Source organism: Parvibaculum sp. (genome assembly GCF_002684405.1).
In the GTDB taxonomy this organism is placed as follows: Bacteria; Pseudomonadota; Alphaproteobacteria; order Parvibaculales; family Parvibaculaceae; genus Parvibaculum.
Genome location: NZ_NYVD01000104.1, coordinates 23,812 through 37,921 on the forward strand (window position 1 = coordinate 23,812; position 14,110 = coordinate 37,921).

A 14,110-nucleotide genomic window follows, 5' to 3' on the forward strand; every position below is an offset into this window, starting at 1 on the left:
TCTCCTCAGATTCGTGGCGCCAGAAGGCGCAGCAGGTCAATCTCTGTTTCGGACGAGCGGCGGCCAATCGTGGCGCGTTCCACGGACGGGTCGAGGCCGCTCTTGAAGGCCGCCACCATGCCGGTGCACATGATGCCCCATTTAAGCGTGCCCAGGACCTCCCAGAACTTAACCCGTTCCGGGTCCACCGGTTGGCCGCTCACGGCCTCGTAGCCGGCGAACATGTCCTCGCGCACTCCGAAGCCTCCCACGGGCTGGTCGATATTGCCGAACCGCCAGGAATTTACGCAGATCCAGCCCAGATCCTCCATCGGGTCTCCGACATGGGCGAGTTCCCAGTCGAGCACGCCGCGAACCCCGTCCGCTCCAATCATCAGATTGCCATTCCGGAAGTCCCCATGGACGAGCGTCAGCCCGGTATCCCCGGCGGGCAGATTGTCTTCGAGCCAGCGGAAGGCCAGCTCGAAAACGGGATGGGGATGGCCATGGTCACGCAGGGCGGCGTGGTACTGCCTGATTTCCTCCTTGGCGTCCGCCGTGCGCAGGGCAGGTAGCCGCTCTTTATCGATGCGATGCAGCCGCGCGAGGATTTCGCCGCATTGGCGGGCAAGTTTGGGCCGCGTCTCGGCATATTCCTCGTCCCGAAGAATCTTGCGGGCAATGGTCTCGCCGGTCAGCCGGTTCATGATGAAGCCTTGTCCCACGCCATCTTCCGGCGTGAGGACGTGACGTACTTTCGGGACGGGGATACCTGCTTCTTCCGCCAGTTCGATCAGCACGGCTTCCGTTTCGAGTGCTACGGCCGTCGTCTTTTCGGCCCGCGTTCCGCCCGGTGCACGGCGCAGGATCAGGGGAACAGGCGCCCCCTTCGAGGTGGTTGCATCGAAGGCCCAGGTCTCCTGGCTCGCGCCGCCCGAGAGGCGCTGGAGACCGTCAATGCCCGTGGCGTCTTCGATATGCTGTCTAACCGCTTCGGAGAGCGAAGCGGCAAATTCGTTATCCGTTCCGCTCATCTCAAGCCACGCTCACAGGTTTGCCGTCGACGATCTGGTCGAGATATTCCGACATGCCCAAGCCGGTTATCCCGTTGCATCGGTACTCTGTCATGCCTTCGGTGATGCGGGTATTGAGATCGGTTCCATCGGGCGCCTTGCGCCTGTTGCGCAGCGGGATGAGGGAAATCACGTCGCCCTCGACATCGTATTTTGCGCCGGACTCCGTTTCGACGTGAGCCTTCAGTGATGTCTGATACCAGTCGTCGTCCCATTCGCTGTCGATGCTGCATTTCCGGATGAGGTCGTATTCGCCATTCTTGAGCACCATTCCGCCCTGGCGTTGCTGACCTTCCTCATTGGTCACGATGGAGATCATCATCGCGAAGTCGGGGCCGAAATTCATCGGCAACCAGCGATACCAGTGAATGGCCTGCCAATGACGCGGGCCCCAGCTCTTATCGCGAAGCCCAAAGCCGGAAATCTCGAAGCTCTCGTCGCCCAGCGTGAATTTTCCCTCGGCCGCCATATGCTGCTCGTAGTGAGCCTTGGCGAAGGATTTCTCCGGGTCGAGGTCGAGGGGCGATCCGTCTTCCTTTACCACCTCGCCACCGAACATGGGCGAGACGCCCTTGAAATCGAGGGAAACGGTGCAGGGCACGGTGGGGTTTTCGGTGAAGGCCTTTTTGGGGTCGGCCATCTCGTCGGGCCGGTCCAGCAGAAGCGCCTTGCCGGTGTAGTTCAGCTTCAGATGCTTGAACGGCTCAACCACATCGATGCGCAGCCCACCGGCGTTCATCTCGTCATTCGAAGTGATTTCGGGTTTCTTGTACATGAAGGCAACCCGTCCGCCCGGCAGATAGAGACATATGGTCATCTCGGCGTAGCGTTCATTCGGGCGGTTGCCGAGCCTGAACCAGCCGCCGATCCGGCGCTCCGGATCGAACACATTGAAATACATACTTTCATTGTAATTTGAGGCGGAATCCGGCGCGTGCGGATATTCATCCTCCGGGGCGAGGCGGGTCTTCGTGCCCTTTATCGCGTTGCTCATCGGGTCCTCCCAGGGGCCTTGCGGCACCGTTGTTTGAATTTTGCTGGGCCTATCTTGGAACGCATAATTCTGACAGGAAAGGGCTGCTTGGTTACAATTGAGGAACCCCAGCGAGACGCGGCGTCAAGAGCCGCAAATGAAAGTGCGGCCACCGAAATGACTGCGAAAAAGACCGACAACGACACCTCGAATCCGGAAGAATCCGAGCACGGTCCGGGCGAACCACTGATCCTGCCGCCCAAGAAGCACGGCATTCCCACCCGGATCAGAAACTACTTCCTGACCGGTATCGTTGTTGCCGCGCCGATTGGCCTGACGATCTACATTACGACGTGGTTCATCGACCTGGTGGACAACTGGTTCACGCCGCTCATTCCGGCCCCCTACAGGCCCGACAATTTCCTTCCCGTTGAAATCCCGGGCCTCGGCCTGATTATCGCATTCGTGTTGCTCACGCTGCTGGGCGCCATTACGGCGAATTTCATCGGGCGGACGATACTGAACGCGGGCGAACGGCTCGTATCGCGAATGCCCGTGGTGCGAAGCATCTATGGCGCTCTCAAGCAGATTTTCGAGACCGTCATTTCGCAGAGCAATCAATCCTTCCGGGAGGTCGGCCTGATCGAGTATCCCCGGAAAGGCATCTATTCGATCTGCTTCATCACGACACGGACGAAACACGAGATCGCGACCCGGACAGGCCATGAGCTGGTCAGCGTCTTTGTACCGACTACGCCAAATCCGACTTCCGGGTTCCTTCTTTTCGTGCCCGTTGACGACATCACCATTCTCGATATGTCGATAGAGGAGGGCGCAAAAATGATCATTTCCGCCGGTCTGGTCGAACCGCCGCACGGTGTTGCCGAGGATTCGAATACTCCCTTGCCGGAATGATCCGTCGCGCCTGCGGACCTGACGCTGCGTAAGGGTGTCGTAGCGGCGCACATGGAAAACAAAAATTCCAGCTGCTTTACGCCACGTCATCCGCGACACCTTGGCACTTTCTTCCCTAGGTTCGGGTAAGCCAAACTTGGCGGATAAAAAAAGCGCATGGCAGTGCGCATAAACAGTCGGGAGAACAGGATGAAAATCCCCCAGGAAATCGCCGAGACGATTATCGACCCCAAGGCCTATGGCGAGAACAAGCCGGTGGACGACGCCTTCGCATATCTCCGCCGCGAAATGCCGTTGGCCGTTGCCGAGCCGGAAGGCTTCGATCCGTTCTGGGTTGTCACCAAGTATAACGACATCCGCACGGTCGAAGGTCAGAACGAGCTTTTTCACAATGGCGACCGCGCCACCACGCTCGTCACCAAGGAAGGGGACCGCAAGGTCCGCGAGATGATGGGCGGCTCGCCTCATCTGGTGCGTTCGCTCGTGCAGATGGACAATCCGGATCATATCGCCTACCGCAAGCTCACCCAGTCCTGGTTCATGCCGCAGAACCTGAAGAAGCTCGAAGCGCGTATTCGCGAGATCGCCCGCAACGCCGTCGACAAGATGGCGGAGAAGGGCGGCGAATGCGATTTTGCAAGCGACATCGCGTTTCTCTATCCGCTGCATGTCATCATGGAAATTCTGGGCGTGCCGGAAGAAGACGAGCCGATGATGCTGAAGCTCACCCAGGAGCTTTTCGGCGCGGCCGATCCCGAGCTATCGCGTACGGGCGAGCAGCAGATGACCGACGAGCAGCGCGTTCTCGCGCTGCAGGAGACAGTCGGCGAGTTCATTGCCTATTTCTCGGAAATGACGAAGGATCGCCGCGCTCATCCGCGCGACGACGCAGCCTCCGTCATCGCCAACGGCCAGGTGCATGGCGGGCCGCTGGGCGAGCTGGAGGCGATGTCCTACTACATCATCGTCGCCACGGCCGGCCATGACACGACCTCGAACACGACGGCATCGGGCCTTTGGGCGCTGGCCGAGAATCCCGACCAGTTTGCCATGTTGAAGAAGGATCCGTCGCTCATTCCGAGCTATCTGGACGAGTCGATCCGCTGGGCCACGCCGGTGAAGCATTTCATGCGCACCGCCACGGCGGATGCCGAAGTGGCGGGACAGAAGATTGCCAAGGGCGACTGGATGATGCTTTCCTATCCTTCGGGCAATCGCGACGAGGATGTGTTCGACGACCCGTTCTCCTTCAAGGTCGATCGCTCGCCCAACAAGCATGTCGCGTTTGGCTATGGAGCGCATGTCTGCCTTGGACAGCATCTCGGCAAGATGGAAATGCGTATCCTGTGGGAGGAATTGCTGCCGCGACTGGAATCCCTGGAACTCAACGGCTCGGCCCAGCTCAGCCAGTCGAATTTCGTCTGCGGACCGAAGCATGTTCCCATCCGCTACAAGATGAACTGATTGGAGCGCGATCATGGCGGAAACCGAATTCAAGGTGTGGCAATGCCAGACTTGCGGCTACATCTATGACGAAGCCGAGGGCGATCCGGATGAAGGTCTGAAACCGGGCACACGCTGGGCCGATATACCCGAAGACTGGGTCTGCCCGATGTGCGGGACGCCCAAGTCCGATTTCGAAATGGTCGAGCTTTAACCCGACCTCAGATAACGGATGGCTTCGTCCCGTTCGAATAGATAGAGAAGGATACGGAGCGCCTTACCGCGCTCCGTTTCCAGTTCCGGGTCCCGCTCGAGGATCATCCTTGCATCATCATAGGCGGCGGCCAGCAATTCACTCTGGCTCTCCGCATCGGCGATCCGGAACTCCGGCAACCCGCTTTGGCGCGTTCCGAGCAGTTCACCTGCGCCGCGCAGCCGTAAGTCCTCTTCGGCGATCCGGAAACCGTCTTCGGTTTCACGCATGATACGTATGCGCGCCGCCGCCGTTTCGCCCAGAGACGACGCATAGAGCAGGAGACAGGTGGATTTGTCCGCGCCGCGCCCGACACGCCCGCGCAGCTGATGAAGCTGCGCCAGACCGAAGCGTTCGGCGTGTTCGATGACCATCACTGTCGCATTGGGCACGTTGACGCCGACTTCGATGACGGTTGTCGCCACAAGAATGCGCGCCTCTCCCTTTTCGAAACGCATCATGACCGCGTCCTTCTCGGCGGGCTTCATGCGGCCATGGATGAGCGCCACGCTTTCTCCGAAAATACCGTGAAGATGTTTGTATCGTTCCTCGGCCGCAGCGGCGTCGACCTCGTCGCTTTCCTCCACCAACGGGCAGACCCAATAGACCTGTACGCCCGCCTTGAGCGCGCGGCGCATGGCGGTCACCACATCGTCCAGCTTCTCAAGCGGCATGGCGCGCGTGTCGACGGGTTTTCGGCCCGGCGGTTTCTCGTCGAGCTTCGAGACTTCCATGTCGCCATACGCGGTCAGCGTCAGCGTGCGCGGAATAGGGGTCGCGGTCATCACCAGCACGTCGGTTCCCTTGCCGCCCTTGCTGGAGAGTTCCATCCGCTGATGCACCCCGAAACGATGCTGCTCATCGACCACGGCCAGCGCCAGCGCGTGGAAGGCAACATCCGCCTGGAAGAGGGAATGCGTGCCGACGAGAATGTCCAGTTCTCCCGTGGCCGCGTCCCGCAATATTTCCGCCCGCTGGCGGCCCTTGTCTCGTCCGGTGAGGAGCGCGATCCTTACCCCTGCCTCCGCGCAAAGCGGCTCCAATGCGGCATAGTGTTGTCGTGCGAGAATTTCCGTCGGCGCCATCATCGCCGCCTGATATCCGGCCTCGACCGCATTGAGCATGGCGAGCAACGCAACGACCGTCTTGCCGCTGCCGACATCGCCCTGCAACAGACGCAACATTCTGTGCGAGCTATGCATGTCGTCGTCTATCTCACGCAATGCGCGCGACTGCGCGCCGGTGAGCGCGAAGGGAAGGGCGGTGACGACCTTTTTGCGCAGACGGCCGTTTCCCTCAATCTCGCGTCCCGGCAGCTTTTTCATCCGTAACCGCACCAACCCCAGCGCCAGTTGGTTCGACAGGAATTCGTCGAATGCGAGCCTCTCCCTCGCCGGGGCCTCCGGTTTCAGGTCGGCCAGCGATTGAGGATGATGGGCGTGCGTTACGGCGTCGTGCCATGCCGGATAGCTGTTCTTTGCAAGCCAGCCTGCATCCTGCCATTCCGTCAGCTCCGGCACGCGCTCCAATGCACCTGAGATGGCTTTCTGGATCGATTTCTGCGGCAGCCCGGCCGTCAGGGGATAAGTCGCTTCCAGCAGCGGCAGCTTGTCGATTTCCTCCGGCGCTACGACATGATCGGGATGCGTCATTTGCGGCTCGCCCTGATAGAAATCTATGCGACCGGAAATGATGCGCTTTGCGCCTTCGGGAAATGTCCTGGCGAGACAATCGGCACGTGGATTAAAAAAGACGAGTTGCATCTCGCCGGTTTCGTCATGGATATGGATGCGATAGGGCAAGCCTTTCCGCCGCGCCGGCACATGCAGGCCGATCGTCACTTCCATCGTAGCGATTTCGCCGTCTCTGGTTTCATTGATCTTCGGCCGCTCGCGCCGGTCGATCAGACCGGATGGAAGGTGCCAGAGCAGGTCGACGACATTGGGACCCGCCAGTTTTTCGACCAGCTTTTCCATACGGGGGCCGATGCCGGGCAGAGAGCGGGCAGGCGCAAAAAGGGGGAAGAGGATTTCCGGTCTCATGCCGCGTCTTCCGCATGCCGGGCGAGGAAAGCGGCGATATGTTCAAGACCGTTCACCACCACGGAGAAATGTCCCTCGTTTTCCGGAAAATGCACCTCCGCCTCGGGCATCGCTTTCGCATAGAACTCGCCTATGGAAACGGGAACGATGGTGTCGGCCCGGCCATGCCAGACGGTCGTCGGGACTGCGATCACGGACGGATCGAAGGGCCAATCCTCGCCATAGATCCGCGCATCGGTGGACATGCCGAGGGAGGAGCGGGAAAGCCCTTCGCGCCAGTTCGCCAGCATGGCGTTTTCAAGTCCGCCTCGCATTAGGTCGATATCGGCGCCCGCGCGCGGCATCCGGTCCCGTACCCGCTTCAGCCGCGTCATGGCGCGGTCGGAATGGATCAGGCGTCGCGCAAGCTGCGACAGGCCGAAGCGGGCAAGGCGGCTCTGGCCGACGCTCCCAAGCAGTTTGAGCCGGCCCGCCGTCATGCCCGGCGCGTCGGGCGGTCCTAGGCCGCAGACCAGCGCCAGGGCGCTCACACGTTCGCCAAGGGCATGAGCGATCATGGCGCCATAGGGAGCGCCGCCGGAGAGGCCGATGACGCCGAAGCGCGGCGGCTCCATCCGGTCCGCGAACTCGGCAATATCGTCCACCCAATCGACCAGACGTCGATGGCGGTCGGGCGAGCTGAGGCCGTAGCCCGGCCGATCAATGCCGATCAGACGGACTCCCGGGACCGGAAAAAGCGTGGCTTCCAGCCGTGATCCGGGAAATCCGTGAAAATAGAGCACGGGCGCCCCTCCAGGATCGCCGCCCTCGGCATATCCCAGTTGCCGGCCGTTCCTCAAACGCAGGCTCATGGCCGTTTTCGGGTTCATTTGATCCATTTTCGGCATCCGCGGAATCATGGGGCTATTCTAACCCTCTCCCTTCGCCCCCGCGAGGCTGACAGACGGGCTTGAGAGGTCTATATCCTCGCGTTGAACCGATAGGAGATGACGATGAGCGATGCCGCGCCCGAAGACCTTGAAACCCGCCGCCGGCGGCTCAAATTTCGTTCATGGCATCGTGGCATGAAGGAAATGGACCTGATCCTCGGTCATTTCGCCGATACCGAGCTGGAAAAGCTCTCGCCGGAAGAGCTGGACCTCTACGAGGAACTCATCGAGCTGCCGGACGGCGAGCTTTACAACTGGATCACAGGGCGCGACAAGACGCCCGCCGAACATGACACGCCGCTCTTCGCTCGCATTCGCTCGCTGAAGCATATGGAAGAGAAGATGTGGCGCTGATCCCGCCACATCCGCTATCCGAGAGCCGATTTTGCAGGAACTGGACAAAATTCGAACCGCCCCGGGCCGCCTGACGCTCGGCGAGGTCCCGGAAGGCTTCGACGCGCTGGTACTGGTCGATCTGGCACGTGCCCGTGCGGCCGCAGGCGAGGGACCGCTCCTGCACATCGCCCGGGACGATGCACGCCTGTCGGCCATGGCGGAGGCGCTGACCTATTTCGCGCCGGATATCGATGTCGAGCAGTTTCCAGCCTGGGACTGTCTTCCCTATGACCGCGTTTCGCCCCATCCCGACATTGTGAGCCGTCGGATGGCGACGCTGTCGCGTCTTGCTTCCGGCAAGGCGGACGGGCGCCCGGTGGTGGTGCTGGCGACCGTCAATGCCGCGCTTCAGCGCGTGCCCGCGCGCGACAATGTGCAGGGAACGGCCTGGGCGGCGCATGTCGGCAACCGCATCGATATGGATGCGCTGGCGGTATACCTCGCCGACAATGGCTATATCCGCACCGGCACGGTCCGCGAGAGCGGGGAATTCGCAGTTCGCGGCGGCATTCTCGATGTCTTTCCACCGGGCTTCGAGGCGCCGGTCCGGCTGGATATGTTCGGCGACACGCTGGATGCGATCCGGACCTTCGATCCTGAGAGCCAGCGCACAACCGGGCAAGATACAGCTATAGAATTGGTGCCCGCGGGCGAGGTTCAGCTTGAGAAAGAAGTGATCCGCCGTTTCCGCGCCGCCTATGTGAAAACATTCGGGTCGGCGACCGATGGGGACCCCCTTTACGAGGCCGTCAGCGAAGGGCGCAAATATCAGGGGATGGAGCACTGGCTGCCGCTGTTCCATGAAAAGCTCGAGACGCTTTTCGATTTTATCCCCGATGCGCTGGTGACGCTCGATGCGCTGGCGGATGAGGCCCGGACGTCCCGACTGGAGCTTATCCAGGATTACTACGATGCGCGCATCTCCGCCCGTCAGGTGAAGACCATCGATGTCCCCAGTTACAAGCCGTTGGCACCGGAAGCGCTTTATCTGACCGGGGATGAGTGGAACGGCATTCTCGAAGCGCGACGCACTCGTGTGTTTTCACCCTTCAGCGTTCCCGAGCATGAGGGCATAGCCGCGCTCAATCTCGGCGCCCGGCAAGGACGCAGTTTCGCCCCGGAGCGCGCGCAGGACGGCGTGAATATTTTCGAGGTGCTGGGCGGGCATATTCAGGGGTTGCGGAAATCCGGCAAGCGGATCGCCATCGCCAGCTGGAGCGAAGGCTCGCGCGACAGGCTGGAGAATGTTCTCGGCGATCACGGTATCCGGAATGTTCTCCCCGCCGATAGCTGGACCGATGTTCACAGTGTTAACAAGGCGACGGTTTCGCTAATTGTTCTCGGTCTGGAAGCGGGGTTCGAGACCGACGACCTTGCCGTCATTTCCGAGCAGGACGTGCTGGGCGACCGGCTGGTGCGCCATCGCAAGAAGCGGCGAGCCGAAAACTTCCTGACGGAGGCGTCCAGTCTCGCGCCCGGTGATCTTGTTGTGCATGTCGATCACGGCATCGGTCGCTTCGAGCGTCTGCAGACCGTGGAAGTGATGGGCGCGCCGCATGATTGCCTGCTGCTCGTCTATCATGGCGGCGACAAGCTCTATCTTCCGGTCGAGAACATCGAGCTCTTGTCACGTTATGGCAGCGACGACACCACCACCCAGCTCGACCGGCTGGGCGGGACGGGATGGCAGTCGCGCAAGGCGAAATTGCGCGAGCGCATTCGCGAAATGGCCGGCGAGCTCATCAAGATCGCCGCGGCGCGCGAACTCAAGAAGGCCGCGGTGATGGAACCGGCCCCCGGCGCCTATGATGAATTCTGCGCACGCTTTCCCTTTACCGAGACGGACGATCAGGAACAAGCCATCGAGGCCGTTCTGGAGGATCTCGCAAGAGGACGTCCGATGGACCGCCTCATTTGCGGCGATGTCGGCTTCGGGAAAACGGAAGTCGCGCTGCGCACCGCTTTTGTCGCGGCCATGGCGGGCTATCAGGTTGCCGTCGTGGTGCCGACGACGTTGCTCGCGCGTCAGCACTTCAAGACATTCATGGAGCGTTTCCAAGGCCTGCCGCTGAATGTCCGGCAGATGTCGCGTCTTGTTTCCCAGAAGGAGCTTTCCGAAACGAAAGAAGGGCTGGCCAATGGCGATATCGATATCGTTGTCGGCACGCATGCGCTTCTGGGCAAGCAGGTCAAGTTCCGCAATCTGGGACTGGTGATCGTAGACGAGGAACAGCATTTCGGCGTCGGTCACAAGGAACGCCTGAAGAAGCTGCGCGCGGAAGTGCATGTTCTGACGCTGACGGCGACGCCCATTCCACGAACGCTCCAGCTTGCGCTTTCCGGCGTGCGCGAACTTTCGCTGATCGCTACCCCGCCCGTGGACAGGTTGGCCGTGCGGACCTATGTGACGCCGTTCGATCCGGTGGTGATCCGCGAGGCGCTGCTACGCGAACATTATCGCGGTGGCCAGAGCTTCTATGTCGTGCCTCGCATTTCCGATCTGGCGGAAGCGGAGGAATTTCTTCGGGAGTATGTACCGGAGGTGAAATTCATCTCCGCGCATGGCCAGATGGCCCCCGGTGAAATCGAAGACCGCATGTCTGCCTTCTACGACGGCAAATACGACATTCTGCTGGCCACGACGATTGTTGAATCCGGCCTCGACATTCCGACCGCAAATACGCTGGTGGTTCATCGCGGGGATATGTTCGGTCTGGCGCAGCTTTACCAGCTGCGTGGCCGCGTCGGCAGGTCCAAGGCCCGTGCCTATGCCTATATCACCGTGCCGCCCAACCGGACCCTGACGGCAACGGCGGAGAAACGCCTGCGTGTGCTGCAATCGCTCGATTCCCTCGGGGCGGGCTTCACCCTTGCAAGTCACGATCTCGACATTCGCGGCGCCGGTAATCTGCTCGGCGACGAACAGTCCGGGCACATCAAGGAAGTCGGCTACGAGCTCTATCAGGAAATGCTGGAAGAGGCGGTGGCCTCCATGCGTGGTGGCGGAACGGAAGACGACGAGGAAGGTCAGTGGTCTCCGCAGATCAATCTCGGCACGCCCGTCCTTATTCCGGAACACTATGTACCCGACCTCAATGCGCGCATGGCGCTCTACCGACGCCTTTCCGATGTCGAAAGCCGCGCGGAGGTGGACAGCCTGGGAGCGGAACTCATCGACCGTTTCGGTCCGTTGCCCAAGGAAGTGGAATTCCTGCTCAAGATCATTGAGATCAAAGGGTTCTGCCGCAGTGCGAACGCGGAAAAGATCGACGCCGGACCGAAGGGCGTCGTGCTGACCTTCCGCGAAAACACGTTCCCCAATCCGGGTGCGCTGGTGGAACTGATCAACGACGAACGCGGCAAGGCAAAACTCCGGCCCGACCACAAACTCGTTTTCAAGCGCGACTGGGAAACACCGGAAGAGCGCCTTCAAGGCACGTTCCGGCTCATGAAGAGCCTGGCCGAGATGGCAGAAGAGGGCGTGGCGGCCGCTTGAGGCGTCAGGCGTCCGCCTTTTCTTCCGCTTCCGCTCTCTCTTTGGCGATCAGCTTGTCGAACATGCGTATCAGCGTTTCAGGCTCCTGTGCGCCGACCATGATCCACTGAGAATTGATGACGAAGGTGGGCACTCCCTGAATGCCCATTTCGCGCGCCAGGGCATCCTCGCGGCGGACAAGCTCCTTATCCGCATCGCGTGAGAGAAGATCGCCGACGATCGCGGTGTCCATACCCACCTCGTCGGCGGCGTCCACCAGCACGTCATGCCGTCCCACATCCTCGCCATCGACGAAATAACGGCGGAAAAGAGTGTCGACCATCCGGCCCTGCACGCCGGCCGTTCCGGCCCAGCGGATCAGACGATGACAGTCCAGCGTATTCGGCGAGCGTTCGATCCTGTCGAAATTGAAAGTGATGCCCGCTGCTTCGCCGGCCTCACGAATGGTGTTGCCGAGATTTCGGGCGCGGTCGGGCCCGAATTTCTTTTCCATATAGGCCTTGCGGTCGACGCCTTCGGCAGGAATGGACGCATCGAGCTGGAAAGGGCGGTGAAGCAGCGTGATGCCGTCCTGTCCGCGCATCTCCAGCGCAGTGTCCAGCCGCTTCTTTCCAATATAGCACCAGGGGCAGACCACATCCGATACGACATCAAGTTGCATGGCTCGTCTCCCGAAGGTTCCAAATGACGTTGAAGGAATTAGAAAGGCGCGGGCGCGGCTTCGCAAGGGCCGGCGCCCCGGCTTGACGCCCATGACGGCGGCCCTATGCTCCGCCAAACTGGAAAACGACGTTAAATCAGCATGATAGGGAGTGTTGCATGGCTGACGCAGGGGAACTCTCACTGCCTTCCTACGATCTGACCGGCAAGGTGGCGCTCGTCACCGGAGCGACCAGCGGGTTGGGAAAGCGCTTCGCCCTGATTCTCGCCAAGGCGGGGGCCAAGGTCGCCATTACGGGGCGGCGCGTGGAGCGTCTTGCCGAGTTGCAGAAGGAAATCGAGGCGATGGGGGGCAAGGCGGCCTCGATTGCGCTCGACGTCACCGATACCGACAGCATCGCAGCCTGCATTGAAAAAACGGAAACCGAACTCGGTTCCATCGACATCCTCGTGAACAATGCGGGGATGAATGTGGAAGCGCTGCCGGCCGATGTGACACCGGATGGTTTCGACACCATGTTCGACACCAATGTGCGCGGCGCCTTCTTCATGGCGCAGGCTGCGGGCCGCAGCATGATTGCGCGCGGGCAGGGCGGGCGCATTATCAATATCGCTTCGATCGGCGCCCATACGGTGCTGCCGGGCCTCACCATCTACTGCATGACAAAAGCCGCCGTCGGGATGATGACAAAGTCGCTCGGCAAGGAATGGGCGCGCCACAACATCAATGTGAACGCCATGTGCCCCGGCTTCATCGAGACGGAGCTGAACGCCGACTGGTTCGCCTCCGAGGGCGGTCAAAAGCAGATCCGGCGCTGGCCCCGCAAGCGCCTTGGGCTGGAAGAGGACCTGGACGGCACGCTTTTGCTGCTGGCTTCGGATCATTCGCGCTTCATTACAGGGGCGCTGTTTACCGTCGATGACGGCCAATCCCTCTAAATAGGTGTAATTACGGAGTAGTCCGGAAAAAGGTCGTTAAGACTTGATTTAAGTTAACGCAGTAGACTGCCTAAATTGGTGGCAATTCACCGATTGGAACGGCTGCTCGTTATGGAAAAGCTGATTTTTGGGTTTGTGCTGGGCTTTATGGCCTGCACCTGGACGTACGAACTGGATGCCGGACAAGCATTTCTCGGTTTCGGGCGTAAGTTCGTGACCGCATGCGACCAATTTCTCGATCAGCAAAATGAGTCGAGTGCCCAAATTCCCCTGCCGCTTTCGGCGGAAGGGTATTGAAAGCGCAGGCTGGACATAGCTTGCGACTCTCCCTCACTGTTGCTCCATGATTGGGGAAATAGCGCTTTCAAGCTGGATCGTGCTGCTGCTGCCGTTCGCAGCGGTCGCGCTGTCGCTTGCGCATCTGCATGACAGGCGGCGCTCCGACAGGGGCGGGGACAAGCAATGACGGATAGCGCTGTCGGAACTCCCGCCATCATCGCATTGGTTCTCTACCTCCTCGCGATGCTGGGTGTCGGCATGGCCGCTTACCGGCTGACGAAGAACCTCTCCGACTACATTCTCGGCGGACGAAGCCTCGGGGCCGCGGTGACCGCATTGTCGGCAGGCGCGTCGGATATGAGCGGCTGGCTGATGCTCGGCCTGCCCGGCGCGCTATACGCCTCAGGGCTCAATCAGGTCTGGATAGCCCTCGGGCTCTCATTCGGTGCGCTGGCCAATTGGCGGTTCGTCGCACGGCGCCTGAGGCGATATACGGAACAGGCCGGCGACGCGCTCACCATTCCCGACTATTTCGAAAACCGCTTCGGCGATGAAAGCCGGGTGCTCAGGGTCGCATCGGCGGTCGTAATCCTGACCTTCTTCACGATCTACACCTCCGCCGGTCTTGTGAGCGGTGCGATCCTGTTTCAGGAGACGTTCGGGCTGGGATATTTTCCGGCGCTGCTGATCGGCTCCGACGCCATCGTGTCCTACACGTTTATCGGTGGCTTCA

General features: G+C 60.7%; 13 protein-coding genes and 1 pseudogene. 9 read left to right on the forward strand and 5 right to left on the reverse strand.

What is annotated here, in order from left to right:
- Positions 1-5: 5 nt before the first annotated feature.
- A complete protein-coding gene (locus CMI59_RS09445) occupies positions 6-1,013 on the reverse strand; it encodes a phosphotransferase family protein (RefSeq protein ID WP_293327683.1) in 1,008 nt (335 codons plus the stop codon).
- Between the two features lies 1 nt (position 1,014).
- On the reverse strand, positions 1,015-2,046 hold the full coding sequence (locus CMI59_RS09450; RefSeq protein WP_293327686.1) for a hypothetical protein: 1,032 nt from the start codon (positions 2,044-2,046) through the stop codon (positions 1,015-1,017).
- Positions 2,047-2,202: 156 nt separating this feature from the next.
- Here CMI59_RS09450 and CMI59_RS09455 point away from each other — a divergent pair, with 156 nt between their 5' ends.
- The 3 genes from CMI59_RS09455 to CMI59_RS09465 all read left to right on the forward strand — a co-directional run bounded on the left by CMI59_RS09455 (position 2,203) and on the right by CMI59_RS09465 (position 4,597).
- Positions 2,203-2,940 carry a DUF502 domain-containing protein gene (locus tag CMI59_RS09455; RefSeq protein ID WP_293327689.1) on the forward strand — a complete coding sequence of 246 codons (738 nt, stop codon included), beginning with the start codon at positions 2,203-2,205 and terminating at the stop codon, positions 2,938-2,940.
- Between the two features lie 189 nt (positions 2,941-3,129).
- Complete coding sequence (locus CMI59_RS09460; protein WP_293327692.1) at positions 3,130-4,404, forward strand: cytochrome P450; 1,275 nt, start codon at positions 3,130-3,132, stop codon at positions 4,402-4,404.
- A gap of 13 nt (positions 4,405-4,417) precedes the next feature.
- Positions 4,418-4,597, forward strand: coding sequence for a rubredoxin (locus CMI59_RS09465; protein ID WP_293327695.1), 180 nt, complete (start codon positions 4,418-4,420; stop codon positions 4,595-4,597).
- Here CMI59_RS09465 and recG read toward each other — a convergent pair.
- Both recG and CMI59_RS09475 read right to left on the reverse strand, forming a co-directional pair.
- A complete protein-coding gene (recG, locus tag CMI59_RS09470; protein WP_293327697.1) occupies positions 4,594-6,678 on the reverse strand; it encodes an ATP-dependent DNA helicase RecG in 2,085 nt (694 codons plus the stop codon). The genes CMI59_RS09465 and recG overlap by 4 nt on opposite strands.
- A complete protein-coding gene (locus CMI59_RS09475) occupies positions 6,675-7,556 on the reverse strand; it encodes an alpha/beta hydrolase (RefSeq protein WP_293327700.1) in 882 nt (293 codons plus the stop codon). Before CMI59_RS09475 ends, recG begins: the two co-directional genes overlap by 4 nt.
- 108 nt (positions 7,557-7,664) lie before the next feature.
- Here CMI59_RS09475 and CMI59_RS09480 point away from each other — a divergent pair, with 108 nt between their 5' ends.
- Together CMI59_RS09480 and mfd are read left to right on the forward strand one after the other, a co-directional pair.
- Positions 7,665-7,961: a succinate dehydrogenase assembly factor 2 gene (locus CMI59_RS09480; protein WP_293327703.1), complete on the forward strand. Its 297-nt coding sequence runs from the start codon at positions 7,665-7,667 to the stop codon at positions 7,959-7,961.
- 31 nt (positions 7,962-7,992) lie between these two features.
- Positions 7,993-11,499, forward strand: a complete 3,507-nt coding sequence (gene mfd, locus CMI59_RS09485; protein ID WP_293327706.1) for a transcription-repair coupling factor — start codon at positions 7,993-7,995, stop codon at positions 11,497-11,499.
- Positions 11,500-11,503: 4 nt separating this feature from the next.
- Here the strand turns inward: mfd and CMI59_RS09490 are convergent, their stop codons facing one another.
- Positions 11,504-12,160: a DsbA family oxidoreductase gene (locus CMI59_RS09490; RefSeq protein WP_293327708.1), complete on the reverse strand. Its 657-nt coding sequence runs from the start codon at positions 12,158-12,160 to the stop codon at positions 11,504-11,506.
- A 158-nt stretch (positions 12,161-12,318) separates the two neighbouring features.
- On the opposite strand from CMI59_RS09490, the gene CMI59_RS09495 reads away from it, so the two are divergent.
- The 4 genes and pseudogenes from CMI59_RS09495 to CMI59_RS09510 all read left to right on the forward strand — a co-directional run.
- Complete coding sequence (locus CMI59_RS09495) at positions 12,319-13,098, forward strand: glucose 1-dehydrogenase (protein WP_293327710.1); 780 nt, start codon at positions 12,319-12,321, stop codon at positions 13,096-13,098.
- A gap of 111 nt (positions 13,099-13,209) precedes the next feature.
- A complete protein-coding gene (locus CMI59_RS09500; RefSeq protein WP_293327712.1) occupies positions 13,210-13,395 on the forward strand; it encodes a hypothetical protein in 186 nt (61 codons plus the stop codon).
- A 46-nt stretch (positions 13,396-13,441) separates the two neighbouring features.
- On the forward strand, positions 13,442-13,564 hold the full coding sequence (locus tag CMI59_RS09505) for a hypothetical protein (RefSeq protein ID WP_293327715.1): 123 nt from the start codon (positions 13,442-13,444) through the stop codon (positions 13,562-13,564).
- A pseudogene (locus CMI59_RS09510) lies at positions 13,561-14,110 on the forward strand (sodium:proline symporter); the annotation flags it as partial. The gene CMI59_RS09505 and the pseudogene CMI59_RS09510, both read left to right, overlap by 4 nt.

Excerpts from the sequence above, each read along its gene's own strand:
- CMI59_RS09445 (WP_293327683.1), bottom strand. The coding sequence starts at position 1,013 with ATGAGCGGAACGGATAACGAATTTGCCGCTTCGCTCTCCGAAGCGGTT.
- CMI59_RS09450 (WP_293327686.1), bottom strand. The coding sequence starts at position 2,046 with ATGAGCAACGCGATAAAGGGCACGAAGACCCGCCTCGCCCCGGAGGAT.
- CMI59_RS09455 (WP_293327689.1), top strand. The coding sequence starts at position 2,203 with ATGACTGCGAAAAAGACCGACAACGACACCTCGAATCCGGAAGAATCC.
- CMI59_RS09460 (WP_293327692.1), top strand. The coding sequence starts at position 3,130 with ATGAAAATCCCCCAGGAAATCGCCGAGACGATTATCGACCCCAAGGCC.
- CMI59_RS09465 (WP_293327695.1), top strand. The coding sequence starts at position 4,418 with ATGGCGGAAACCGAATTCAAGGTGTGGCAATGCCAGACTTGCGGCTAC.
- recG (WP_293327697.1), bottom strand. The coding sequence starts at position 6,678 with ATGAGACCGGAAATCCTCTTCCCCCTTTTTGCGCCTGCCCGCTCTCTG.
- CMI59_RS09475 (WP_293327700.1), bottom strand. The coding sequence starts at position 7,556 with ATGGATCAAATGAACCCGAAAACGGCCATGAGCCTGCGTTTGAGGAAC.
- CMI59_RS09480 (WP_293327703.1), top strand. The coding sequence starts at position 7,665 with ATGACGATGAGCGATGCCGCGCCCGAAGACCTTGAAACCCGCCGCCGG.
- CMI59_RS09490 (WP_293327708.1), bottom strand. The coding sequence starts at position 12,160 with ATGCAACTTGATGTCGTATCGGATGTGGTCTGCCCCTGGTGCTATATT.
- CMI59_RS09495 (WP_293327710.1), top strand. The coding sequence starts at position 12,319 with ATGGCTGACGCAGGGGAACTCTCACTGCCTTCCTACGATCTGACCGGC.
- CMI59_RS09500 (WP_293327712.1), top strand. The coding sequence starts at position 13,210 with ATGGAAAAGCTGATTTTTGGGTTTGTGCTGGGCTTTATGGCCTGCACC.
- CMI59_RS09505 (WP_293327715.1), top strand. The coding sequence starts at position 13,442 with ATGATTGGGGAAATAGCGCTTTCAAGCTGGATCGTGCTGCTGCTGCCG.